This window comes from Rhizorhapis sp. (assembly GCF_035276005.1).
Taxonomy (GTDB): Bacteria; Pseudomonadota; Alphaproteobacteria; order Sphingomonadales; family Sphingomonadaceae; genus Rhizorhapis.
On sequence record NZ_DATEMB010000011.1, the window covers coordinates 24,358 to 48,667 of the forward strand.

Here is a 24,310-nt window from a genome sequence, read left to right on the forward strand (position 1 = left end):
CGGCCGTCCTCATATAGGCGCGGCCCTTAATGTGCAGGAGCAGGTGTGACCAAGAAAATCAGTCCTAGATCGCGCAAGGTTCGCATATTGGCGACGCTGGGCCCCGCCAGCGACAGTCCCGAGATGATCCGCAAGCTGTATCTGGCCGGGGCGGACGCCTTCCGCATCAATATGAGCCATGGGGATCATGCGGACCATGCCGCGCGGATCGAATCTATCCGCGCATTGGAAAAGGAATTTGGCCGTCCCACGACGATATTGGCCGACCTTCAGGGGCCAAAGCTTCGGGTCGGCACTTTCTCCGAAGGGGTGGCGGTGCTGAAGGCCGGGGCGAAGTTCAGGCTCGACCGCGACGAAGCGCCTGGAAACGCCACCCGCGTCAACCTGCCGCATCCCGAAATCTATGAGGCGCTGGAGCCGGAAACACGCCTGCTGCTCGACGATGGCAAGCTGGTTCTTCGCGTCAAATCCGTCACGCCGGAGCGCATCGACACGGTTGTGGAGGTCGGTGGCGCGCTTTCCAACCGCAAGGGCGTCAACATCCCTGATGTAGTGGTGCCGCTCGCCGCGCTGACCGATAAGGACCGGCGGGACCTTGCCTTTGCCATGCAGCAGAAGGCCGACTGGATCGCGCTGTCCTTTGTGCAGCGGCCAGAGGATTTGGCGGAGGCACGCCGGCTGATGGGAGGCTATGGCGCGCTGCTCGCCAAGATAGAAAAGCCCGCCGCCGTCCAGCGCCTCGACGAGATTTTGGAGGTCTGCGATGCGGTGATGGTGGCGCGCGGCGATCTCGGCGTCGAGCTGCCGCCCCAGGCTGTGCCGCCGCTGCAGAAGCATATTGTCGCCAGCGCCCGCCGCCTCGGCAAACCGGTAGTGGTAGCGACACAGATGCTGGAATCGATGATCAAATCGCCCACGCCCACCCGCGCGGAGGTTTCCGACGTTGCGACCGCTGTCTATGACGGCGCGGACACGATCATGCTTTCGGCGGAGACCGCAGCGGGCGATTGGCCCGAAGAGGCGGTGACGATCATGAACAGCATCGCCCACAGCGTCGAACGCGACCCCGGCTATTTCGCAAGGCTGCACTTCACCGAGACAAAGCCTGACGCCACCACCGCCGACGCCCTCGCCGAAGCAAGCGACAGCATTACCCGCACTGTTTCTGCAAGCGCCATCATCTGTTTCACGGCGTCCGGCAGCACGGTGCGCCGGGTATCGCGCGAGCGGCCCATCCCGCCCATCCTGACGCTGACGCCCCGGCTGGACACTGCCCGGCGCATGGGTCTCATCTGGGGCGTGCACGCTGTCCGCACAAAGGACATAGGCAGTTTCGAGGAAATGATCGCCAAGGGCCGCCGCATGGCTCTGCGCCATGGCGTCGCGGCGGCGGGAGACAAGGTCATCATGGTGGCAGGGGTTCCTTTCGGTACGCCCGGTTCCACCAATGTCCTTCATGTGGCGACGATCACAGGCGATGAGCTGAAGGGACGTGAGGAGGGGGATTGATTGGGGATCGCGGTGTAGCCTTGACCCCCGCTCTGTTGCGGTGCAGCATCAATCCATGACGAAAACTCCACCCGTCACGCAGAACCCGGACATCCGTTTCCTCGGCCGTCTGCTTGGGGATGTGATCCGCGCTTATGGCGGGGACAAGCTCTATCGCCGGACGGAATATATCCGCTCCTCGTCGGTCGATCGCGCCCGCGGCGTCGCTGGAGCGGATGTCGTCGACCCTGGTCTTGATGCTCTGAGCCTCGACGACACCATCAATTTCGTCCGCGGCTTCATGCTCTTTTCGATGCTGGCGAATCTGGCCGAGGACCGGCAGGGCGTGGCGGCGGAGCCGGGCGCGGACGTAGCTTCAGCGCTCAAGCTTCTCAAGAGGCATGGCATCGGCACGGATCAGGTGATGGCGCTGCTCGACAAGGCGCTGATCGTCCCCGTGCTCACTGCGCACCCGACCGAGGTGCGGCGAAAGAGCATGATCGACCACAAGAACCGCATTGCCGAACTCATGCGCATGAAGGATGCCCGCCTCACCGAGTCAGAGGCGGGCGACAATATTGACGAGGCGATTTACCGCCAGATCGCACTTCTCTGGCAAACTCGTCCGCTGCGCCGCGAAAGGCTTTTTGTGGCGGACGAGGTGGAAAATGCACTCACCTATTTCAGCGAGATTTTCCTGCCGGTCCTGCCCGCCCTTTATGCGCGGTGGGAGCGGGAGCTGGGCCATCGCCCTCCCAGTTTTCTTCGCGCCGGAAGCTGGATCGGCGGCGACCGCGACGGTAATCCCTATGTGAAGGCGGATTCGTTGCGGCTTGCCCTTTCGCGCGCGTGCGAGTCCACCATCGTCCATTATCTCGATGCCCTGCATGCGCTCGGCGCAGAGCTTTCCATCTCGACCGAGATCGCCGAGGTGCCTGAGGCGGTGCTGGAGCTCGCCGAAAAGAGCGGCGACATAGCCGCCAGCCGCAAGGACGAACCCTATCGCCGGGCCATCTCGGGCATTTATGCGCGCTTGTCCGCCACGCATGAAAAGCTCTGCGGCAAGCTTCCCCCGCGCCCCAGCGCCCTTTCTGCCCAAGCCTATGATTCCCCTGCGGAACTGCGTGGCGATCTTGTCGTGGTTGCCGCGGGTCTCAGGAGCAAGGGCGACGGTGCTCTGGCCACAGGTGGCGCGCTGGGACGGCTCATCCGGGCGGTGGAAACCTTTGGTTTCCACCTCGCCACATTGGACCTGAGACAGAATAGCGATGTCCATGAGCGCGTTGTCGCGGAGCTTATGAAGATCGCCGGGGTGGAGGCTGACTATGGCGCCCTTGACGAATTTGCCCGCATCGCGCTCCTCCGCAAGGAGCTTTCCACCAACCGGCCGCTGGGCAGCCGCTTTGCCGAATATTCTGAGGAAACCTCTTCGGAGCTCGAAATCATCAATGCCGCGGCGGAGGCGCACCGCATCTATGGTCCGCAAAGCATCACGGCCTATAATATCAGCAAGGCCGAAAGCGTATCCGACCTGCTTGAGGTCAACATCCTGCTGAAGGAAATGGGCTTGTGGCGGGCCGCCGGGGAGGGGGAGGCGCCGCATGCGGCGATCATGGCGGTGCCCCTGTTCGAAACGATTGCCGACCTTGAAAATGCGCCCGACATCATGGCCGCTTATTTCGGCCTGCCCGAGATCGATGCGCTGGTGACGGAGCGCGGGCATCAGGAAGTGATGATTGGCTATTCCGACAGCAACAAGGATGGCGGCTATCTAACCTCCACCTGGGCTCTGCACCAGGCCAGCAAAGCGCTGGAACCAATTTTCGCCCGTGCCGGGACCGCGATGCAGCTTTTCCATGGCCGCGGCGGCGCGGTGGGGCGGGGCGGAGGCTCGTCTTTCGCCGCCATAAGGGCGCAGCCTCCCGGCACGGTGCAGGGCCGCATCCGCATCACGGAACAGGGCGAGGTGATCGCCGCCAAATACGGCACGCGGGACGGCGCGATGGCCAATCTGGAGGCGATGACCAGCGCCACGCTGCTTGCGAGCCTTGAGCCCGAAGCCTTGTCGGAGGAGGACACTGCCCGCTTTTCCATGGCGATGGACCAACTGTCCGCCACCGCCTTTGCCGCTTATCGCGGGCTGGTCTATGAGACGGAGGGTTTCCGCACATTCTTCCGGCAGATGACGCCCATTTCCGAAATTGCGGGCCTGAAGATCGGGTCGCGTCCCTCCAGCCGTACCAAAAGCGACCGTATCGAGGATCTGCGCGCCATCCCCTGGGTATTCAGTTGGGCGCAGGCGCGGGTGATGCTGCCCGGCTGGTTCGGGGTCGGCCATGCGATCGCCGCCTTTGACGACAAGGCGCTGCTGACCGACATGGCAAAAAGCTGGCCCTTCTTTCAGGCGATGCTTGCCAATATGGAAATGGTGCTGGCCAAGTCGGATATGGCATTGGCCGCCCGCTATGCGGGACTGGTGGAGGATCAGGAAGGCGGGCAGGTCATTTTCGCCCGCATCCGCGATGGCTGGCAGCAGACGGTCGATAGCCTTTTGCTGATCACTGGTCAGTCACGTCTGCTGGAGAAGAACCCGGCGCTCGATAGCTCGATCCGGCTGCGCTTGCCCTATATCGAGCCCTTGAACCTGCTTCAGATCGAACTGCTGAAGCGCCACCGCAGCGGCGAGGATGATCCCCGCATCCGGGAGGGGATCGAGCTGTCGATCAACGCGATCGCCACGGCGCTGCGCAACAGCGGGTGAGGAGCGTGGCTGAGTAAGTCCGTCGTCCCTGCGAAGGCAGGACGACGGCATAATTCAATTTGCGACGGCGCCGATCTTCAGGCCCGTCCATTTTGCGATGAACGCATACATGTCGGCAAATTCCTCGATGATCTTGTCCGTCGGCTTGCCGGACCCGTGACCCGCCCGTGTTTCGATGCGGATGAGGTGGGGTTTGCTTCCAATATCCGCATGCTGAAGCGCGGAGACATATTTGAAACTGTGGCCCGGCACCACACGGTCGTCCGTATCCGCCGTCACCACCATGATCGCGGGGTAATCCATCCCGGTCCGGATATTGTGATAGGGCGAATAGCGGAGCAAGTTCCGGAAGTCCCTCTTCCTTGAAGGATAGCCATAGTCATCCACCCAATAGCGGCCGGCGGTGAAGCGGTCGAAGCGGAGCATGTCCATCACGCCCACCGCAGGCAGCGCGGCGGCAAACAGGTCGGGCCGCTGATTGAGCACCGCGCCCACCAGCAATCCGCCGTTCGATCGCCCTTCGATCGCCAACTGCCCCTTGCCGGTGATTCCCTGCGCCATCAGAAATTCCCCGGCGGCGATGAAGTCGTCGAAGACATTCTGCTTGTTGTGCAGCCGTCCGGCCTCGTGCCAGGCCGCGCCGAACTCGCCTCCGCCGCGCAAGTTGGCGATGGCCACTGCGCCACCCTGTTCCAGCCAGGCGAGGCGTGTCGCTGAAAAGCCAGGCGTCAGCGAGATATTGAACCCGCCATAGCCATAGAGCAGCGTCGGGGCGGGCTTTCCGCTTTGCGCCACGTCCGCGCGCCGGACCAGGAACATGGGGATGGGCGTTCCGTCCTTCGACGGATAAAAGACTTGCTGCGTCACATAGCGGGCTGGATCGAAGTCGGCCCTTGGCTCTGCAAAGATGCTTATTTCGCCGGTCGACGTGTCGAACCGGTAGATGGCCGTCGGCGTGGTGAAGCCCGAAAAGGCGAAGAATGTTTCGGGATCACCGGCTTTGCCCGCAAATCCCGCTGCGGTTCCAATGCCCGGAAGCGGCACATCTCCCGCCGGGCGGCCGTCGAGATCGACCATTTCCGCCACGGTCCGGGCGTTGATCAGATAGGCGAGGATGATCTTGTCCCCGATCATCGATCCCCCGGCCAATGTCTCCTTGCGTTCCGGCACGATTTCGACGGGAGCTCTAGCGGGATCGAGTGCATCCAGCGTCACAAGCCGCAGCCGGGACGCAGCCTTGTTGGTCAGGAAATAGAGCTTCGAGCCGACATTGCCGATCAGCCGCCAATCATGATCAAGGCCCTTGACCAGCGTCCAGGGCTTTCGCGCCGGATCGTCCAGGTCGGCTATGGTGAGCTCATATTTATCGTCCGTCCCTTGGGCCGATGTGATGAGCAGCCATCGGCCATCGTCGCTGACCTTTGCCGTGTGGCCCAGTTTCGGCCGTTTAGGCGTCGCATAGATCAGCTTGTCGGCCGATTGCGGCGTCCCCAGACGGTGATAATAGACCTGCTGGTTGAGATTGGTGGACTGAAAGGCCTCGCCCTCGCTGGGGGCGGCAAAGCGGGAATAGAAAAAGCCCACGCCCTCCCTGTCCCAGGCGAGCTCGGAGAATTTCACCCAGCGGATTTCATCGGAAAGCGTCTTTCCTGACGCCACATCCAGCACATGCAGGCTGCGCCAGTCCGATCCGCCATCCTGCACGGCGTAGAGCAGATGGGCGCCATCAGGGGACGGCTCCCATTCCGCGAGCGCCGTGGCCCCGTCCGCTGAAAAGGCGTTCGGATCAAGCAGCAGCCTTTGCCTTCCCGTCAGCCCTTCCCGCACATAGAGGGGCGACTGGTTCTGAAGCCCGCTATTATAGGTGTAGAAATGGCGCTGCCCGGCCTTGCGCGGCGTACCAAAGCGGTCATGGTCCATCAGCGCCTTCATCCGCTTCTTCAGGATTTCGCGGCCGGGAAGCGTCTCCAAATAAGCGTTCGTGACTTGGTTCTGCGCCGTTACCCAGTCGCGCACCGTCCTGTCCTGGCGGACGTCATTCTCCAGCCAGCGATAGGGATCGGCGACCTCTACGCCGAAATGCTTCTCGACCAGATCAAGCCGCATGGTGGGAGGATAGGAAAGCCGCGCCACTGCGGCGGACGAGTCAGCCGGCATGACCGCGTTGGCTTCACCCGCTGAAGGCGAAAAGGCAATAGCCGCCAAAGGCAGGGCCAGTGCGGATTTCTTCATTCTGCTGCTCTTGGACATGATTCAGGCCGCAACTTAGGAAGCCGCGGCCTGTTTGTGAAGGTGACTGGGGATTATCGAATTCTTCGATACATGGCACCAAGGAAAAACATGGCACCAAGGAAAACGTCGTCCCTGCGAAGGCAGGGACCCAGCTTTTCCGCTGTCTTGTCAAGATTAAGCGGTGTCCCTGCCTTCACGGGACGACGGCTGGCGAGGGCCATGCAGACAGCCCCCGAAACCCGCCCTTACGCCGCTTCCATTTCCTCTTCGTCCGCGCCCTGCACCGGACCTGAATCCTGGCCCTTGGCGGAAACATCGCGGTCGACCAGTTCGATCACTGCCACCGGCGCGGCGTCCGACGCGCGGAAGCCCGCCTTGATGATGCGGGTATAGCCGCCATTGCGGTCCTTGTAGCGCTCGGCCAGGACCTCGAACAGCTTCTTGAGCTGCGTATCATCCAGCAAACGCGCATGGGCCAAGCGGCGATTGGCAAGGCCGCCCTTCTTGGCAAGCGTGATTAGCTTTTCCACATAGGGGCGAAGCTCCTTCGCCTTGGCCGTGGTGGTCGTGATCTGCTCATGCTTGATGAGCGCGGCCGCCATGTTGCGGAACAGGGCGTTCCGGTGACCCGTGGTACGCTGCAGCTTGCGGCCGCCAACCTTGTGACGCATGTCTTTTACTCCGTTTGTTCAGGGCCCGTATTAGGTAGCCCAGCCCAGGCGGCGACGTTCGGACCGCCCTGAATTTACGTCATCCTCGCGAAGGCGGGGATCCAGTTTTACTCTACCGCCGCTCACCGAAGGGAGCTGGATCCCCCCCTTCGCGGGGATGACGGCAATGAGGGATCAGCCCAACAGTTCCTGTTCGAGCTTCTTGGCCATTTCCTCGATATTCTCGGGCGGCCAGCCGGGGATGTCCATGCCAAGGCGCAGGCCCATGGACGAGAGCACTTCCTTGATCTCGTTCAGCGACTTGCGGCCGAAGTTCGGCGTGCGGAGCATCTCGGCCTCGGTCTTTTGAACAAGATCGCCAATATAGATGATGTTGTCGTTCTTGAGGCAGTTGGCGCTGCGGACCGACAGTTCCAGTTCGTCCACCTTCTTGAGCAGGTAGCGGTTGATCTGGTTCGCATCGCTTTCCGCTTCGCCGGGCACGGCGGCAGCCACACCGACCGTCGGCGCAGCGGCGGCAAGCGCCTCTTCGAAGTGGACGAAGAGCTGAAGCTGGTCCTGCAGGATGCGCGCGGCATAGGCGATTGCGTCCTCCGGCGTCACGGTGCCATCGGTTTCGATGGTCAGCGACAGGCGGTCATAGTCCAGCTCCTGCCCGACGCGGGTATTCTCGACCTTGTAGGCGACCTGCTTGATCGGGGAAAAGAGCGAGTCGACGGGGATAAGGCCGATGGGCGCGTCCGCCGGACGGTTGGCAACGGCGGGAACATAGCCCTTGCCCACGTCAGCGGTCAGTTCCATGTTGAGCGTCGCGCCCTCGTCCAGATGGCAGATGACCAGGCCGGGATTCATCACTTCGATGTCGCCGGACACGGCAATGTCGCCGGCCTTCACCTCGGCGGGGCCGGTGGCGGAAAGCTGGAGCCGCTTGGGTCCTTCGCCTTCCATCTTCAGCGCGACCTGCTTCACGTTGAGGACGATGTCAGTGATGTCCTCGCGAACGCCGGCAAGCGAGGAGAATTCATGCAGCACATTCTCGATCTTGATCGAGGTGACCGCGGCGCCCTGAAGCGATGAGAGCAGCACGCGGCGCAGCGCATTGCCGAGCGTCAGGCCAAAGCCGCGCTCCAGCGGCTCGGCAACGAAAGTCGCCTTGCGCTTGGGATCGCCGCCCGCCTTGATTTCCAGGCTGTTCGGCTTCTTCAATTCCTGCCAGTTCTTGGTGTTGACAGTCATGTATTTCCCCTGGGATTTGGGCGGGGGCGTGTCAGCTAACGGTGACCCCGGCCGGTACAGATAAAGGGACGGCGCGTCCGCCGCCCCAAGCCGAGATTAAACGCGCCGGCGCTTGGAAGGGCGCACGCCATTGTGCGGGATCGGCGTCACGTCGCGGATCGACGTGATGGTGAAGCCGACCGCTTGCAGCGCGCGCAGGGCCGATTCACGGCCAGAACCCGGACCCTTCACTTCGACTTCAAGGGTGCGGACGCCATGTTCGGCAGCCTTGCGGCCTGCGTCCTCCGCGCATACCTGCGCGGCATAGGGGGTCGATTTGCGCGAACCCTTGAAACCCATCATGCCGGCGGAGGACCAGCTGATCGCATTGCCCTGCGCGTCGGTGATGGTGACCATGGTGTTGTTGAAGCTGGCGTTCACATGCGCGACGCCCGCCGAGATATTCTTGCGCTCGCGCCTGCGAAGCCGCTGGGGTTCCCGTGCCATATTGCTGTTATCCTATTCCAAATTCCGTGACTTCGAAGGGTCTCACTCGAAAGGAGAACCGCCTCCGGCGGAGAAGAATTAAGGAATGATCCCCCGGACCATCCCTGAATCCCTCTTATTTCTTCTTGCCGGCGATCGGCTTCGCCTTGCCCTTGCGGGTGCGCGCATTGGTGTGCGTGCGCTGGCCGCGGACGGGCAGGCCCTTGCGATGGCGCAGGCCGCGATAGCAGGCAAGGTCCATCAGCCGCTTGATGTTCATCGCGGTTTCGCGGCGCAGGTCGCCTTCCACCGTGTGATCGGCGTCGATGGTTTCGCGGATCTGCAACACTTCGGCGTCAGAAAGGTCCTGAACGCGGCGGGCGTGATCGATGCCCAGCTTGTCGGCGATCTCGACGGCCTTGGTGCGGCCGATGCCGTGGATATAGGTCAGCGCGATGATCACGCGCTTGTTGGTCGGGATGTTGACGCCCGCAATACGTGCCATGTAATCTTTTCTCCTGCTCCACAGGCCGTCTGGCGGACAGCCTATCTCAAAGCTTCGCTTGCCACGGCTGGGTCCGAAGACCGTCGCTGTGGCGAATGGGTTGTCCCAGGACGCAAAAAGGACGGCGAGCGCTGGAATGCGCTGCCGCGCGACTAATGTGCCGGGATTGGCGGCCTTTAGGTGAGTCGGGCCGGAGTGTCAAGGGCGCCCTGGCGCGGAAAAGCTTCATTTGGCGCGCCCGGAATAGAGCTTTCGATCGATATGGCACCCCGCCGCGCCTGCCGTCGCAGGGGCGGCGAAGAAGCCACAATCCGGACGATTGTGATCATTGACTCCGCTGGACCAGGCAACACTCGCCCTGTAAGGCGGCGCGATGCTTCCCTCCCGTCCAGCGCCTTTCGTCCTGCTTGATGACGCCCGCGCTCCGGGCGCGGCCGGGGCGCGGCTCTACCGGGATCCCGTTGATTTGATCGCCGCTTATACGGCAGGCGAGGTTCAACCGGCGTTGGAACGTCTTGCAGCCGCCCAGCACCAGGGGCTGCATATGGCGGGCTATCTCGCCTATGAAGCGGGTCATGCGCTGGAACAGCGGCTGGCCCCGCTAGCGGCCGCGATTGCAAGCAAAGCGCCATTATTGTGGTTCGGCCTTTTCCGCGGCTTCACCCCGATCGCTCCTACTGATGTTCCGGGCCTTCTCCCCGCACCAATAGGTCCGCTCGGCAAGGCGGCCCCGATGGTGACACGGCAGGATTATGCCGCCGCCTTCGCCCGCATCCAGTCCTATATAGAAGCGGGCGACATTTATCAGGCAAACCTCACCTTCCCCTGCGCTGTCCCGGTCCCGAGCGACCCGCTCGCCCTCTACGCGGCGCTCCGCGACCGAGCCGGAGCAGGCCATGGAGGCGTGCTCTTCACCGGCGACAAATGGCTGCTCTCCTTTTCGCCCGAGCTGTTCTTCACGCTGGAAGGCGGCCTGCTCACCGCGCGCCCGATGAAGGGCACCGCCCCTCGCCACAAGGAACGCGCCGCCGACGCGGCCGCTATGGCCGCCCTCCGCGCTGATCCGAAGCAGCGGGCCGAAAATCTCATGATCGTCGACCTGCTGCGCAACGATCTTTCTCGCGTTGCCGCGCCAGGTAGCGTCGCGGTGCCCAAGCTGTTCGAGGTCGAAACTTATCCCACCGTCCACCAGATGACCTCAACCGTGACCGCCAGGCTCCGTTCTGGTCTTGGTCCGGTGGATGTGCTGCGCGCGATCTTCCCCTGCGGATCGATCACCGGGGCGCCGAAGGTCCGGGCAATGGAGATCATCCATGAGGTGGAGGCGCGCGAACGCGGAGCCTATACCGGGTCCCTGGGGTGCATCTCTCCTGACGGAAATGCGTCCTTCAATGTTGCCATTCGTACTATTTCGGTCGATGAAGGAAGCAGCACGGGGCGTTTCGGCCTTGGCTCTGGTATTGTCGCAGACTCCGTCTTGCAGGCGGAATGGGATGAATGCCTGGAAAAGGGAAAATTTCTGGGGGGATGACCCCGGACGCAGGGAAAGACCAGGAAGCGTCAGTGGCGTCTGAAGAAGGCCGGTTCGATTTGGTGGAAACGATGGCGTTCGATCCCATCGAAGGTGTGCGGCTGCTTGAATATCATCTGGAGCGGATGATGCGGAGCGCAGATGCACTTGGATTCGCCTTTAACCGCCACGCCGCCCGCAACGAGCTTCAGGCTGCGACCTTCCGGCTGCGCCAGCTTAGCCGCGTCCGCCTGCTGCTGTCGCGGCGGGGGGCAATGGCCATCGAAATCCGCCCGCATGAAAGCTGGCCGGAAGCCGTGATGAGGGTCTCCGCCGTGGCGCGTCCCGTTCCGGCGGAGGATTTCCGCTTGCGGCACAAGACGACGGACCGCGATTTCTATAGCAATTGCCTGCGCCGGGGCGGTACTTTTGAGGTGTTGCTTTTCGATCAGGACGGATATTTGACCGAAGGCTGCTTTTCCTCCTTGTTCGTCGAACAGGATGACAAGTTGCTGACCCCGCCGCTTGCTCGCGGCCTGCTGCCCGGCGTCTTGCGCCAAAGTCTGATCGATATGGGCGAAGCGGTCGAAGCGGACCTGCGCATGCCAGATCTGGAAAATGGTTTCTTCATCGGCAATGCAGCACGCGGTCTGGTCGCCGCAACTCTGGTTGAACCTGCCGCCTGACCTGTCTATTGAGCGGCCGGTCCGCAGACTCGCGGACGCCTTTCAGAGCAGATAGGAAAGCCTAAATGTCACAGACGTCAGCCGCCCTTGGCCGCATCCAGCCCAGCGCCACCCTCGCCATGACCGGCCGGGTCAATGAGCTGAAACGCGCCGGCATTGACGTCATTGGCCTTTCGGCAGGCGAGCCCGATTTCGATACGCCCGATTTCGTGAAGGACGCCGCCATCGCCGCCATCCGCGCCGGGCAGACCAAATATACGACCGTCGACGGCACGGCCGAGCTCAAGGAAGCGATTGCCGCCAAGTTCCGCCGCGACAACGGCCTTGATTACGCACTGGCGCAGGTGAGCGTGAACAGCGGCGGCAAGCACACCCTGTTCAACGCGCTGGTCGCCACTATCGATTTCGGTGACGAGGTGGTGATCCCGGCGCCTTATTGGGTGAGCTATCCGGACATTGTGAACTTCGCGGGCGGTACGCCTGTGTTCGTGGCGGCGGGCGCGGCGCAGAACTACAAGATCACGCCCGAACAGCTTGATGCGGCGATCACGCCCAAGACCAAATGGGTGCTGCTGAACTCGCCTTCCAACCCGACGGGCGCTGCCTATAGCGCGGCAGAGTTGAAGGCATTGGGCGAAGTGCTGCTCCGGCATCCCCATGTCTATGTGCTGACCGACGACATGTATGAACATGTCTGGTACGCCGAGACCCCCTTCGCCACGATCGCGCAGGTGTGCCCGGATCTTTATGATCGCACGCTGACGGTCAATGGCTGCTCAAAGGCTTATGCCATGACCGGCTGGCGCATCGGCTATGCAGGCGGTCCGGCCTGGCTCATCAAGGCGATGAGCGCGCTGCAATCCCAGTCCACCTCCAACCCCTGCTCGATCAGCCAGGCCGCGGCGGTTGCGGCGCTCAACGGCCCGCAGGACTTTCTTGAGGAGCGCAATGTTGCCTTCAAGCGCCGCCGCGACATGGTGGTCGCCATGCTGAACGACGCGCCGGGCCTTGCCTGTCCGCTGCCGGAGGGCGCCTTCTACGTATACCCCGACGCCAGCGGCGTCATCGGCAAGACGACGCCAAAGGGCGTGAAGATCGCGACCGACGAGGATCTCATCAACTATTTCCTCGATGACTATCGCGTTGCAGCCGTCCATGGCGAAGCCTTCGGCCTCGCTCCTGCGTTCCGCATCAGCTATGCGACATCGGAAGAGGTGCTGAAAAAGGCGTGCACGCTCATCCAGGAAGCTTGCGCTGCATTGAAATAAGGCAGAATTCTCTCCATCGTCATCCCCGCGAAAGCGGGGATTCGCCTTGCCCGCTCTCGTGGACACGTGGAGAGGCAAGAACGTGCCTTCGGTGATTTGGTCGCGCTGGGGATGACGCTGGCATTGCAACAGGTTAATCTGGCCTTTCGGGTGCGAACGCATTGGGAGAGAAAGATCATGACCGTAACAGCAAGCTGTCACTGCGGCGACGTCCGCCTCACCATTCCGGCGATGCCGGCCGAAGCCATGTCCTGCAACTGCTCGCACTGTTTCAGAAAGGGCTTCTTGCTGGCTTTCTTCCCGGCGGATCAGGTGCAGATCGAATCGGGTGCCGACAAGGTTTCGACATACAGCTTCAACAAACATGTCATCCAGCACCGCTTCTGCCCTACCTGTGGAGTTCAGGTCTATGCCGATGGCAAAATGCCCGATGGTTCTCCGACCGTGGCCGTCAACCTGCGCTGCGCCGAGGATCAGGATCTGTCGGCATTGAAGATCAAGGAAGTCGATGGCCGGAGCTTCTGATCATGGCAAAGGCGGGCATGATCCGGGCAGGGATTGGCGGCTGGACCTTTGAACCATGGCGGGGCACCTTCTATCCCAAGGGGTTGCCGCACGCGAAAGAGCTGGAATTTGCAGCCTCGAAGCTGAGTTCGATCGAAATCAACGGTACCTATTACCGGCTGCAAAAGCCCGAAAGCTTCGCGGCCTGGGCCAAAGCCGCGCCGGAGGGTTTTGTCTTTACAGTGAAGGCTTCCCGCGTCTGCACCAACCGCCGCGTGTTGGCCGAGGCGGGGGAGGCGGTGACAAAATTCGTCGGCCAGGGCCTCACTGAACTTGGCGATAAGCTAGGGCCGATATTGTGGCAATTCATGCCTACCAAGGCCTTTGATCCAGACGATTTCGGTGCTTTCCTGAAGTTGCTGCCGGAAAAGCAGGACGGGGTGCGGCTCCGTCACGCGGTCGAAGTGCGGCACGAAAGCTTTCGCGACGCTGGCTTCATCCATCTGGTGCGAAAGGCCGGTGTCGCCACCGTCTTCGCCGACACGCCCAAATATCCGCAGATCGCCGATATTACCGGCGATTTCGTCTATGCCCGGCTGCAGGACGCACGGGAGGAGGAACCCACTGGCTATTCGCCTGAAGAACTCGATGGCTGGGCGAAGCTTGCCGGGCAATGGGCCGCTGGAGACAGCCCACAGGATCTGGAATATGCCGCAGCAGAGCCGGCCGAAAAGCGGAACCGGGATGTCTTCATATTCATGATCAACGGAGCCAAGGTCCGCGCTCCGGCAGCGGCGATGGAATTGCTGCAACGGCTTTGAGGGATGGCGGGATCATGGCCGTTTTGCCGTTTAGGTGAACTTCATTTGACCTTATTTCCGTCGTCCCTGCGCGGGCAGGGACCCCGCTTCAGTTTTTCCTCAATGACCGACCCAAGACAGCCAGACCGAACCGGCGTTGACACAGACCCGCCCCTGGCGGAGAAGGCGGCATGCGCCCGTTTCTCACTTTCGCCGTCCTTGCCCTCGCTGCCTGCAGCGCAACCAAGCCGGTCGAAAAGGAAGCGGGGAAGGGTACGGAAAGCGCGCGGAGCATCCCCCTCACCATCCGGTCGGGGGCCAAGGTCCACCGCTTTAAGGTGGAGGTCGCCCGCACACCGGAGGAGCAGGCAAAGGGGCTGATGTTCCGCAAGGAATTGCCAGCCGACGTGGGGATGCTTTTCCCCTTCGACCCGCCCCAGGTGGCGAGTTTCTGGATGAAGAATACGGTCATCCCGCTCGACATGATCTTCATCCGCCCGGACGGCACCATCGCCCATATCGCGGCCAATACCGAGCCCTATTCACTGGTCCCGGTCTCATCCGGCCAGATCAACAGCGCCGTTCTGGAAATTGCGGGTGGCCGCGCTGCGGAACTCGGGATCAAGGAAGATGATGTGGTGCGGTGGAGATAGAAATTTGCCAACCGGTTCGGGTTGAGCTCGGGCGGACGCTACGGCAGCAGCAGGGGTGGCCGCCAGGCGCTCATGTCCACCTCATCCCTGACCTTGTAGGGAATGCCGCGTGAATTGAGGAACAGCCGTTCCATCTCGGCTCTCGTGAAGGGCCGCGAACCCAGCCGCCCGAACACCGCCATCTGCCCGCCGGTCTCGTCCACCGCCCGGTCACGGTCCAGGCCCTTGGAAAGCGACAAAGCGGCGCTCGGCGTTTTCGCCCAGGCGATCAGTTCCGGCTTTGGTGCGGGGGAAAAGCCATAGAAATTGGGTTGGCTGCCGGGACTGGTGAGTTGCACGACCTTGAGGCCATTCCGGCCATCGGCGACATAGGCGAAGAGGGAGGCATTGGTGCTCGCGACGATCACATCCTCGACATCGTTCATCCGGCCGCCAAAGCTTTCCTTGGCATAGAGGCGCGGGACCTCCGGATTGGTGACGTTGACGATGACCAGTCCATCCTGCTTCGCCGCCACATAAGCATAGGTCCGCGCCACATAAAGGCGCTGGGCATTGGCGAGCGGGATAGTGCCGGAAGGAACAGCGACCGGATCGCTGAGCTTGGTCACGTCGAACAGCTTCACCCCTTCCCGGTCCGTTACCCAGAGATAGCGGAACTGGATGGCAGAGGCGCGGGCGTCTGCGAGCGGACGGACAGCGGCGAGCCGGGGTTTCAGCGGATTGTCGAGATCGATAACGACCAGCCCCTTGTCCGCTGTGATATAGGCATAATGCCCGGCAAGCGTGATGTGCCGCGCGCCCTTCAGCACGCCGCCTCCGTTCCAGGTGAGGGCGCGTTTCAGGAAGTTATTGCGGAATTCCCCATCGGCCATGGTGTTGATGTCGACAAGGACCAGCCCCTCCTCGCTGTCGGTGATGAAAGCGTAATTGTAGATGGGATGGAAGGGCTGTTCCTGATTGATCTTCCGCAGCTCTGGTGTGTTGCGCAGCGGGTTAATGGGCTGGTTGGTGGCGAGCGCCATGCAGGTGGCGTTCTTTGTCTTCACTCTCGTGTCATGGCCGAGCGCGGAGAAGGGCGCTGAGACGATCCGTTCGGAAAAGCCCTTGTTGCCGACCGACGCCACGTCATAGACACGGAAGCCACCCTTGCCTTCGGCTACGAACATATATTCGCCGCGCAGTTGCAGGCAGCCGACACGGCCCCTGGTGCCCTGCGTGATATTGGCGAATTCCTCGAGCGGTTGGGTTTCGCCCGACAGCTTCTTGTCGAACCTTTTGCCGCGCACCCAGTTTTTGAGCTCGCGCTTGTTCTGCTCGACATGCAGCTTCCAATAATCGGGATAGGCATATTTCTGGAGATAGGAGCCGATCACCGCCTGCGGTTCGTCCCATTCGGTGACGCGCACCGCTTCGAAGCCGGCCTCAAGTCCCGTCCAGGCATGGAGACCGACGAAATTCACATAATTGGTTCCGAGCAGCAGGAGCTGCGCCATGATGGCGTTGTTGTCATTCGCCGCCGACAGATGGCAGTCGCTGCACTGTTTGGTCTCGGTCTTGCGCACCGTATGCGGGAAATGCGGCGCAAAGGCCTGGCTGGAGAAGCCAATGCCGCTAATGGGCGGCTGCTGGATATAGATCCGCTCCCGGTTGATGTTGGTTGAGGACAGCACCAGCGCCGAGGTGGAGCGGACCGGCGCGATCTGATTGCCCTTGGTGGTCATGTGACGGCCGAGCTGGAACATGTCCTCACGCGCCACCTGCGGGTTATAAGTGGCGAAATTGCGCGTTTCCTCGCCATCATAATGGTGCGTCTTCGACTTCCAATTGGCTTCGATGGGAAGATGGCAGCCGCCGCAGCTCGTAGTCCATGAGAGATGACAGGTGAAGCAGGCCATTTCCTCGTCATTATGGGCGCGGTCGGCTTTTGCGACGCCCGGACCGAAGGCATAGGTCCCGTCCTCCGCGCCTGACCTGCTCATCAGCTTCGCCCGGGCGGCCTTCGCATTGAAATGGGGATTGCCGCGCGTAACGCTGTCCTTGACGAGGCTCACTTCCCATTCGAGGTGCGGGTCGACAATGGACCGCTGGATGAGCTTGCGGTTGCCCGCGCTGTCATAGATCCACTCGAAGCGCCGCTTGCCATCGGCATTGCGGAGCAGGGCTAGATTATTGCCCTGCGGCCGCGCCGCAGGACCGGACGTCAGCAGCGTCGGATAAGCGTCGGCTGTGCCATGGCAGTCCTTGCAGCCTATCTCCACCGCATTGGCGACCTCGCCATAGATGAGGCCATTGCCATGGCTGTCCTGTGCGAAATGGCAGTCGGCGCATTGCAGGCCCTTTTCGGCGTGGATGTCCATCATGTGGACCGTCTTTCCCGGATTGACACCGGGGGGGACGAACTTGCCTTCGCCTGCCTTGCGCCATTTTTCGGGATCGTCATTGGCGACAATCTTGCCGTCGGCATCGAGCAGATTGCCTTCGCGGTCGCGCTTGAAAATGCCCCGGAAGTTCCAGCCGTGCCCGTGATAGTCGGCGAACTGCGTATCCTTGAGCTTGGGATTGAGGTCATAGACATTGCGCAGGAAATCAAGGTCAGCCCATTTTCCGCGCGGCGCCGCCCCCTCCGGGTTGCGTTCCAGAACCTTGTGCACTTCCTCGGCGGTCGGATATTTCTGGCGTTCCGGCCACATGAAAGGCGCGTCGGACTCATAGTCCCACATGGTGTAGCCGAGATAGCTGTTCAGGAAGATATTGGGCTGGTGCATGTGACAGTTCATGCACTGCGCGGTCGGAATGGCGCGCGTGAAGGCGTGGCGCAGCGGGTGCCCCTTTTCCTTCATGCCCGGCTTCTTGAGAGCCCCATGGCCGCCGCCATGACCGTCATCGTGTCCGCCCTCCATCTTGTCCTTGATCGTCGGATCGGCAGTGAGGGACTGACCATCCCGCCCATATGGGGCGTAAGTGAGGCTATGCCTCGGCTCCCGGTCATTGGCATAGATGACGTGGCAAGAGGCGCAGCCGGAATGGCGGTAGTCGCCGGGCTGGTCATTGGTGCCCATGAACCAGGTGAATGGGTCGTTGAGACGGGTCTTATGGATATTGAGCACCGGAATCGCGACGCGCAGGCCCGTGCCTGGACCGCGATTGGACTGCTTGAGGTCCGGCCGCCCCGGCTCTTCCAGCCGCTGGATTGAGCCAGTGGGATTGGGGAGGCCGATTTCCGGGAACTGGGTGTTGATGTTGCGCCCGCCGCGTTCGAACACGCGGAAGATGTCGCCGGGCGGGATCACTTGCCAGGTGGGGAGGGGATAAAGCTCGGCGAGTGCTCCGCGCTTCTTCTGTTCTTCCGTCACCGTGCCCGGAGGCGTGCCGGGAGAGACGATCTTCGCTGGCTCACCGTCCTTGGTATAGGCTTCGCCGAAGATGTAGTTCTTGAAGGGAACTATGCCGTTATTATAAGCCGCACCGCCCCAGAGCATCGCGCCTGACGCCATCAGCGAACGCTCTGCGGCCTCGATCACCTCGATATGGCAGGCGCCGCAGGCTTCGCGGGCGACGCGATAGTCGCTGGGATTGACGAAACGGACGAATTGCGGTGCTTCCTTGTTGAGCAGGGCATAGCTGCGCTTGGGATTGGCCGAGGAGGGGAAGTGCCAGCTTTCCGGGTACATCGGCAGCACATGCGCCTTGTTGCGGGCCGCAATATAGGCGGGGTCGTCATGGGGCAGATCGGCATTGCCCCGGACAGTGGCGTCGCCGCCATGGCAATCGACGCAGCCCAGTTTCACGGCGGGCGTGGCGTGCATGCTCGGCTGGTCGGTTTCGACATGGCAGCTATAGCAGCCGGAGGATTTGGCGGCGACCTCCTCGTCCGTCTGGCTCATCGGCGCGGGCGGGGCGACGGCGTAGCTGCGCTGGACCGGCTTTTCCTCGTCGCTGGCCAGGGTGGCGGTGAGAGGGATGAGGAGGAAGAGGGCGAGGAAAATCCACCCCTTCGTCATTCCCGCGAAAGCAGGAATCCATCTATCCTCTTGTCTCAACGCTGGATATTGCGGCGCGTTGGATCCCCGCCTTCGCGGGGATGACGAGAAAGAGAAAAGGCGCGCCCAGCCCATCAGAAGCTCACGATGGCATTGGCGAGAATGGAATAATAGGCATCCTTTCCCGCGCTGTTGTCGAAAAGGTCTTTGAAGCCGTCGCCCGCGACTAGCGTCGCTGCAGACAGGCGGAAGACCAGATTCTGCGTCGCTTTAGGACGCCAGATCGCGGCGGCGCTGAGGTCCCAGCCGATGTCGCCCGGAATGCTGCCCTCATTGCGCAGCGCTTGGAGCACTGCCGTGTTCTCGAACCAGAGATGATTGGCGTTTCCTGACAGCCGCAAAGTGGGCGTCAGGTCGAAGTCCGCGCCGGCACCAAGCAGCATGGTGCCGGGATTGTTGAAATTGCTCTGCCCCTGTTCCTTGGAGGAACGCAGGCTGTTCAGGATTCCGTTGCGGCCGTTGACGCTGACGGCTCGCCCACCCCCCGCAAAGGGGATGGTTTGGCGGATCCAGTAGCTGGTATCCGCGCCGGCGAAGATCGGGTTTTCGAAAATGGCATCATAGCCGTTTTCGTGATTGTCATATGGATCGCCATCGCCGCTGGCATAGAGACCGGAGGCACGGAAGCGCATCCAGTCATGATCATAACTGAGTTCCGCAGCGGCGAAAAAGGCGCGGATCTTTGCTTGCTCGCTGGTGAAGAAGCTGTTCCGGTCCTCGCCCAAAGCGCCATAAAGGGACGCGGTGAGGTTCAGGCGGCCGATGCGCCCATCAGCGTTATAGCCGAGATAAAGGACGTCATAGTCCCGCCCGCGCAAGTCGCCCAAGAGCGCCGGGCGCACCGGGAACCCATTATCATCGACTTCGATGTCATTCCCCTCCCGATTGCGGTTGTAGACCGCCGTTAGCTGGCTGGTAAGGCCGGGAAAGGGAAGGTCCTGCCGGTAAAGATTGGCGAGGAAGATGAAATCATCGCGAGGGCTTTGGACAACGCTGTTGAGGCCGCTATTGGTGTCCTTCTCCAACCGCCAAAAGGCCGCAAGGTTGAACTGAAAGCGGTTATTGTCACGGTTGCCGAAGAAGCGAATCCCGAGTTGCTGATCATTGAACAAGAAGCCGCGGAAATCGCTCTGGAAAGGCTGGATACCGGCGCGGATGGATTCAAAATCATAACGGTCGGAGCTGTTGCGCAGGTGATAATCCACAAAGGCTTCCTGCACGCCCAGAAAATGGTCGGTTCGGTGGCTCGGCCGCGACGGCTTGACGGACAGTACGCGCCGTTCGGGCACATTCACATGATTGATGTTGTAGGCCAGCGTCAGGCGATATTCGATTTCCGGCGGCTTGAAGGCGGTTGAGCCCTTGATGAGAGCCACGCCGCCGATGAAGGTTTGCGACAGGACATAGCTCGCATCCTTGCCGAATACGTCAAGACTGCCGGGCCGCTCAGTCGTTTGCACGCCGACTGGAATGGGGAAGGTACGCGGCTCTATCACCGTGTCGCTGACTGCGTTCACGACGAAGAACCAGTCGTCGCCCTTGATGGGGAGCCAGGGGACCTTGGCGCGGTCGATGGGGCGGTCGCCTTTCAGGGTGTTCTGGTGATAGGGATCGAACCAGCGTTCCTTCACCACGCCAAGGGATTCGATGAGCCGCCAGCGGTCGGGGATGGGGAACTGGTCGGTCGGAAAGGCCTCGGGCGGCGGCGGGCGGACTGCGTCTTCATTGTCCTGAGTGACCCGCTCCGGCAGGGTGCGCTGATGGCCGGGGCGTTTGCGGCCTTCTATCAGGGCTTCGTCGGCAGTCGATGGAGCTTGGGTTTGTTCGTCAGGGGCGAAGGATGCTTTGAAGCCTTCCCGGGATGGGGAGGGGGACCATGCGAAGCATGGTGGAGTGGGAAATCGTCCTGGCGCAGCGCCTATGAAGGGGATATCCTCCACCACGCCGCCATGCGACGCGGTTCCCCTCCCCGTGCCGGGGAGGATTTCGTGAGCCGCCAGTGCCAGAAGCGAGACGCCCAACATCACAGACCGTCACACACATTCTGCTGCGTGCTGTCGAGGAAGGGCGCAAAGGGGCAGCTCACATAGCGCAGCCGTACCCCTGCCCCCACATCCACCACGATCTGATCCGCCCTGATCTCTTTGGGCGCGTTGCCGATGCCTCCTAACCGCGCTCCGGCATTGTGGGCGCCAAGGAAGCTGATCATGTCGTCCTGATCAATGCCGTCGCCCGAAACGCCAATCGCACCGACCAGCACATTGCCCCGATAGATAGGCACTGAGCCGGGAAATATCTGAATGCCGTTGGCAAGCCGGTTAGTCCCAGGTGTTGCGGTGCAGGCTTGCGGCGTGTCTGTGGCACTCGCACCAACCACGAAATTCAGATGCTCGACCAGATTGCCGGCGATGAGTGCCGACTGGAGGCCGGTGGAGAAGGGGTTGAACTGTGCGATGGGGCGCGACAGCGGCCCGTTGGGCTGACCCACTTCACCATCAGGGAAATATGGGCGGGCCAGATTGCCGATGGAGCGATCAGCAAAGGCGGTATTGCCATTGAGCGCCGTCTGGTCATCAAGAAACGTGCGCATCGCCTGAATAAAATTCCCTACGTCGCTGCTCGGATTGGCCTGGAGGTCGCTCGCGGCGTTGGGACCGGAGAAGAAAGCCGCCGTGCGCGCCTTTTGCAGCGAAACGTCTGTGCCGAAGATTGGTGCGTCGGGCGAGCGGACGATACCCAACACCGCGCCGTTGGTGTCCACTACCGAGATGCTCACTTGCGCGCGGCTGTCGAGCGGCTGACGGATCTGGGCGCGGGCGCGGCTCATGGTGGAGAAGGCTTCCTCCAGCAGCGCGCGGACTTCGGCGGCGGAGAGGGGCTGGGCAACGGCATCGGTCCCGGCGCGGATGGGATAGCGGTTGGCGCCCGAGCCGTCAGTCAGGACAAAGGCGTCGCGGTTGCTGAACTCGGCGGAGGTCGACGCGCGGATGCCGGACGCCTCGCTGCCATAAGGGGTGCCTGCGATCACTGCTGGGGTAGGGGTGCCATAATAGCCGGTCACCGCCACCAGCGATCCTGAGGTTGCGGCGTAGCTGGCATTGCCGCTGGTCAGGAGCGCCGAATAGCTGGCATCCGCGTAACGGAGCGCCGTTCCATCGACGGTAATGCGGTTGGCGCGGATGCTTTCGGGCGCTGCAAAGCCAAGCGTTCCGGCAAGCGCTATAAATTCTTCCGGATCGCTGTCGGTATCCGTGATATCGCTGTCGACACCATAATCACCATCGGCCATCACGCCGATGCCGCCTACCAGCACGCCATTTTTATAGAGGGGGAACCCACCCGGATCGCCAGCGAGCCCCAGCGGAGAGCGCTTGGGACCAATCAATGCGCCTGTGCCCGCCGATACATGGCGCGCGGCAAGGTCGGAGCAGGGAAGCTGACTGAACTGCACTCCGAAAAGGGGGCCGCTTTCCAATCCCGCCGTTCCCGGTGCGGGCGGGAAATGCTCCTGCACGATCATGCTGGCCGTGCGAGTGGAAAAGGCATTGCCGCCGCTCGACAGATATGCCCCCGTGATCGCCTTGGCGATTGCGCCTGCTTCGGCGGGAAAGCTGGCATTCTGCGCGTCCATATTGGCGCCGTTGGGCGCGGCGCTGGTGGTGGCATTCGCCCGCGCTCCGGGCATGCGGAAAACGGCGAGCACATTGCCGACCCGGTCGGTCACTGCGATGACGGCTGGCAGATTCCGCGCACTCGCTTCGGCGGCGGCATTAGCGATAATCTGCTCCACATTGGCGACTGATAGCGCCTCCTGCGCAGGCGCGGTGTAAAGCTGGGAAGGCGTAGGTGCGGGTGTCGGCGCGGACGTTCCGCCGCTATCCGAGCCGCCTCCGCCGCAGGAGGAGAGGAGGAAGGCGGCTCCCGTGAGGAAAGTGGTGAGCCACCTTTTCCCGCCATTCGCGCAAAAGCGATTTAAGGCCAGGCACCCCATCAGCGCAGCGCCCTTATGCTTGCCGCCGCGCTGCCCAGCGCTGCCCTGAACTCGCCGGGACGATAGCCATTGGGGTCCTTCACCGCCGCATAGGCGCGGTTGATATTGGCCCGGATGCTCGCCGCTGCGCCCACCGTCACTTCGCCGGAACTGACGAGCGCATTGAGCAGCGTGTCCACCGCCATCACTGCCTGCACCGAGCCCTCATAGTCGGTAAAACGCGGCGCAACGGCGCTTCCGGCAAGCGTGTCGATAATGGCGAATGTCCGATCCCGGCCGAAGGCGGCAGACCCAAAGGCATCGGTCAGTGCGGCCGCCGATTGCCGCAGCTTGCTGGCGGCGCCGACAGCCGCCGCGCGGTCCTTCGCCAGGGCTGCATGGAAAGCCTGGCTGTCGGCATCGAAACGGGCGGCCAGTGCCGGGGCGGCTATCTTTGCCGCGGCCGAAAGCATGATCATGTTCTCGTCATTATAGGGCGGCATTCCGCCCGGAATGGACCGCGCCGGATTGCTCTCGAACGTCCGCACCGCCTCATCGCTGTCATAGATGCGCCGGTGGCAACTGTGGCAATCGAAGAAGTAGAATTCAGGAAAGACCCCGTCATTGCCCGTGTCATGGTCGGTATAGAGCGCTAGTGAGCGCTGGAGCGCCATGCTCTGCCCGACTGCCCAGAGCTTCACATTGTTCGTCCGCCCCTTTCTCCGGGCATAATCGCCATCCTCATTATGATGCTGCTGCAGCGTGGAAAAGAGATCGAGTTCAAAGCTGATCCGCGGATGCCCCGCCGCCATGATGCGGTGCGTGACGAACTGCCCGCCATTGGCGCTGCCAAAATGGCAGTCGAGACAGACCGAAGCCCGCGCGCGGGGATCATCCAGCGGGATCATGCCTTTTGCGATATTGGCTGCATGGGTTGTGCCCACCGCATAATGGCTGGAAATCCATTCGGAAGCCCCGCCATGGCAGCTTTCGCAGCCGACGCCGTCGGAGAGCTGGAACCGGGCGCCTCGCTTTCCGGCGGGCGCGGGATCGGCATGGCAGCCAAGGCACAGGGGGGACGTGCTTGCGTTTCCGATGCCGAGATTGCGGGCGATCTGGCGGCTGCGCATGTTGGAAAGCACCGCAAAGGCCCGGCTATGCGCGCCGCCCGGGGTGGACGGCTCCTGCCAGCGCATCAGTTCATCCTGGCGCACAATCCTGCCGTCGGCTTCCATGCGGCCATGGCAGGTCGTCCCCGCGCAGGAGGCGACGCCCAGATGAATATTCCTGTCGCCTGAAGTCGCCGCATCAACCGGCGCGGTGGTGGGAGAAGCCCCGGAGAACAGGATGAAACCCGCCAGGACGAGGAGAATGACAGCCACCGCCCATAAGGTGCGATGCTTGGCTGTGTCTCTTCCCCATGGCATTGTTCGTTGATCCCCCCTGACCGCTGCGTTGTGCTTATCGGCCCCTTGTGAGTGCCTATTGCCGGGCCAAGCCATTGCTTTCAAGCCTTTTGGC

The 24,310-nt window shown here is 62.1% G+C and carries 17 protein-coding genes; 8 read left to right on the forward strand and 9 right to left on the reverse strand.

Translation table 11 applies throughout. From position 1 onward, the window contains the following. The first annotated feature begins 45 nt into the window (after nt 1–45). The gene (gene pyk, locus VJS46_RS03580) at nt 46–1,509 is read left to right on the forward strand and encodes a pyruvate kinase (RefSeq protein ID WP_324057974.1); all 1,464 of its coding nucleotides are present in this window, start codon (nt 46–48) and stop codon (nt 1,507–1,509) included. Nucleotides 1,510–1,564: 55 nt separating this feature from the next. Next, nucleotides 1,565–4,249 (forward strand): phosphoenolpyruvate carboxylase, encoded by a 2,685-nt coding sequence (ppc, locus tag VJS46_RS03585; protein WP_324057975.1) that lies wholly within the window; start codon nt 1,565–1,567, stop codon nt 4,247–4,249. Between the two features lie 54 nt (nt 4,250–4,303). Here ppc and VJS46_RS03590 read toward each other — a convergent pair whose 3' ends face one another. The 5 genes from VJS46_RS03590 to rpsM all read right to left on the reverse strand — a co-directional run bounded on the left by VJS46_RS03590 (nt 4,304) and on the right by rpsM (nt 9,358). Continuing rightward, nucleotides 4,304–6,481, reverse strand: a complete 2,178-nt coding sequence (locus VJS46_RS03590) for a prolyl oligopeptidase family serine peptidase (RefSeq protein ID WP_324057976.1) — start codon at nt 6,479–6,481, stop codon at nt 4,304–4,306. A 245-nt stretch (nt 6,482–6,726) separates the two neighbouring features. Beyond that, entirely contained in the window at nt 6,727–7,152 is a 426-nt protein-coding gene (gene rplQ, locus VJS46_RS03595; protein WP_324057977.1) for a 50S ribosomal protein L17, read from the reverse strand. Nucleotides 7,153–7,326: 174 nt separating this feature from the next. Then, nucleotides 7,327–8,388 (reverse strand): DNA-directed RNA polymerase subunit alpha, encoded by a 1,062-nt coding sequence (locus tag VJS46_RS03600; RefSeq protein ID WP_324057978.1) that lies wholly within the window; start codon nt 8,386–8,388, stop codon nt 7,327–7,329. A 96-nt stretch (nt 8,389–8,484) separates the two neighbouring features. Further along, on the reverse strand, nt 8,485–8,874 hold the full coding sequence (gene rpsK / locus VJS46_RS03605) for a 30S ribosomal protein S11 (protein WP_184052493.1): 390 nt from the start codon (nt 8,872–8,874) through the stop codon (nt 8,485–8,487). 115 nt (nt 8,875–8,989) lie between these two features. Beyond that, nucleotides 8,990–9,358: a 30S ribosomal protein S13 gene (gene rpsM, locus VJS46_RS03610; protein ID WP_317083809.1), complete on the reverse strand. Its 369-nt coding sequence runs from the start codon at nt 9,356–9,358 to the stop codon at nt 8,990–8,992. 373 nt (nt 9,359–9,731) lie between these two features. Between rpsM and pabB the strand changes: the two genes are divergently transcribed. The 6 genes from pabB (at nt 9,732) to VJS46_RS03640 (ending at nt 14,779) form a co-directional block, all read left to right on the forward strand. After that, nucleotides 9,732–10,889, forward strand: coding sequence for an aminodeoxychorismate synthase component I (pabB, locus tag VJS46_RS03615; protein ID WP_324057979.1), 1,158 nt, complete (start codon nt 9,732–9,734; stop codon nt 10,887–10,889). Between the two features lie 32 nt (nt 10,890–10,921). Next, nucleotides 10,922–11,554, forward strand: coding sequence for an aminotransferase class IV (locus VJS46_RS03620; protein ID WP_324057980.1), 633 nt, complete (start codon nt 10,922–10,924; stop codon nt 11,552–11,554). A 65-nt stretch (nt 11,555–11,619) separates the two neighbouring features. Next, nucleotides 11,620–12,822, forward strand: coding sequence for a pyridoxal phosphate-dependent aminotransferase (locus tag VJS46_RS03625; RefSeq protein ID WP_324057981.1), 1,203 nt, complete (start codon nt 11,620–11,622; stop codon nt 12,820–12,822). 177 nt (nt 12,823–12,999) lie between these two features. Next, nucleotides 13,000–13,347: a GFA family protein gene (locus VJS46_RS03630; RefSeq protein WP_324057982.1), complete on the forward strand. Its 348-nt coding sequence runs from the start codon at nt 13,000–13,002 to the stop codon at nt 13,345–13,347. Nucleotides 13,348–13,349: 2 nt separating this feature from the next. Further along, a complete protein-coding gene (locus tag VJS46_RS03635; protein WP_324057983.1) occupies nt 13,350–14,147 on the forward strand; it encodes a DUF72 domain-containing protein in 798 nt (265 codons plus the stop codon). A 170-nt stretch (nt 14,148–14,317) separates the two neighbouring features. Beyond that, nucleotides 14,318–14,779 carry a DUF192 domain-containing protein gene (locus VJS46_RS03640; RefSeq protein ID WP_324057984.1) on the forward strand — a complete coding sequence of 154 codons (462 nt, stop codon included), beginning with the start codon at nt 14,318–14,320 and terminating at the stop codon, nt 14,777–14,779. 38 nt (nt 14,780–14,817) lie between these two features. Here VJS46_RS03640 and VJS46_RS03645 read toward each other — a convergent pair whose 3' ends face one another. The 4 genes from VJS46_RS03645 to VJS46_RS03660 form a co-directional block, all read right to left on the reverse strand. Continuing rightward, complete coding sequence (locus VJS46_RS03645) at nt 14,818–18,780, reverse strand: hypothetical protein (RefSeq protein WP_324057985.1); 3,963 nt, start codon at nt 18,778–18,780, stop codon at nt 14,818–14,820. A 113-nt stretch (nt 18,781–18,893) separates the two neighbouring features. Continuing rightward, nucleotides 18,894–20,843 carry a hypothetical protein gene (locus VJS46_RS03650; protein ID WP_324057986.1) on the reverse strand — a complete coding sequence of 650 codons (1,950 nt, stop codon included), beginning with the start codon at nt 20,841–20,843 and terminating at the stop codon, nt 18,894–18,896. Further along, the gene (locus VJS46_RS03655; protein ID WP_324057987.1) at nt 20,843–22,810 is read right to left on the reverse strand and encodes a heme-binding protein; all 1,968 of its coding nucleotides are present in this window, start codon (nt 22,808–22,810) and stop codon (nt 20,843–20,845) included. The genes VJS46_RS03650 and VJS46_RS03655 overlap by 1 nt, the downstream gene beginning before the upstream one ends. Continuing rightward, nucleotides 22,810–24,171 (reverse strand): multiheme c-type cytochrome, encoded by a 1,362-nt coding sequence (locus tag VJS46_RS03660; RefSeq protein WP_324057988.1) that lies wholly within the window; start codon nt 24,169–24,171, stop codon nt 22,810–22,812. Before VJS46_RS03660 ends, VJS46_RS03655 begins: the two co-directional genes overlap by 1 nt. Nucleotides 24,172–24,310: the final 139 nt, after the last annotated feature.

What these genes read in the sequence shown, in the direction of transcription:
- ppc (WP_324057975.1), top strand. Translation starts at nt 1,565, where the DNA reads ATGACGAAAACTCCACCCGTCACGCAGAACCCGGACATCCGTTTCCTC.
- VJS46_RS03590 (WP_324057976.1), bottom strand. Translation starts at nt 6,481, where the DNA reads ATGAAGAAATCCGCACTGGCCCTGCCTTTGGCGGCTATTGCCTTTTCG.
- rplQ (WP_324057977.1), bottom strand. Translation starts at nt 7,152, where the DNA reads ATGCGTCACAAGGTTGGCGGCCGCAAGCTGCAGCGTACCACGGGTCAC.
- VJS46_RS03600 (WP_324057978.1), bottom strand. Translation starts at nt 8,388, where the DNA reads ATGACTGTCAACACCAAGAACTGGCAGGAATTGAAGAAGCCGAACAGC.
- rpsK (WP_184052493.1), bottom strand. Translation starts at nt 8,874, where the DNA reads ATGGCACGGGAACCCCAGCGGCTTCGCAGGCGCGAGCGCAAGAATATC.
- rpsM (WP_317083809.1), bottom strand. Translation starts at nt 9,358, where the DNA reads ATGGCACGTATTGCGGGCGTCAACATCCCGACCAACAAGCGCGTGATC.
- pabB (WP_324057979.1), top strand. Translation starts at nt 9,732, where the DNA reads ATGCTTCCCTCCCGTCCAGCGCCTTTCGTCCTGCTTGATGACGCCCGC.
- VJS46_RS03625 (WP_324057981.1), top strand. Translation starts at nt 11,620, where the DNA reads ATGTCACAGACGTCAGCCGCCCTTGGCCGCATCCAGCCCAGCGCCACC.
- VJS46_RS03630 (WP_324057982.1), top strand. Translation starts at nt 13,000, where the DNA reads ATGACCGTAACAGCAAGCTGTCACTGCGGCGACGTCCGCCTCACCATT.
- VJS46_RS03635 (WP_324057983.1), top strand. Translation starts at nt 13,350, where the DNA reads ATGGCAAAGGCGGGCATGATCCGGGCAGGGATTGGCGGCTGGACCTTT.
- VJS46_RS03640 (WP_324057984.1), top strand. Translation starts at nt 14,318, where the DNA reads ATGCGCCCGTTTCTCACTTTCGCCGTCCTTGCCCTCGCTGCCTGCAGC.
- VJS46_RS03645 (WP_324057985.1), bottom strand. Translation starts at nt 18,780, where the DNA reads ATGACGAAGGGGTGGATTTTCCTCGCCCTCTTCCTCCTCATCCCTCTC.
- VJS46_RS03650 (WP_324057986.1), bottom strand. Translation starts at nt 20,843, where the DNA reads ATGTTGGGCGTCTCGCTTCTGGCACTGGCGGCTCACGAAATCCTCCCC.
- VJS46_RS03655 (WP_324057987.1), bottom strand. Translation starts at nt 22,810, where the DNA reads ATGGGGTGCCTGGCCTTAAATCGCTTTTGCGCGAATGGCGGGAAAAGG.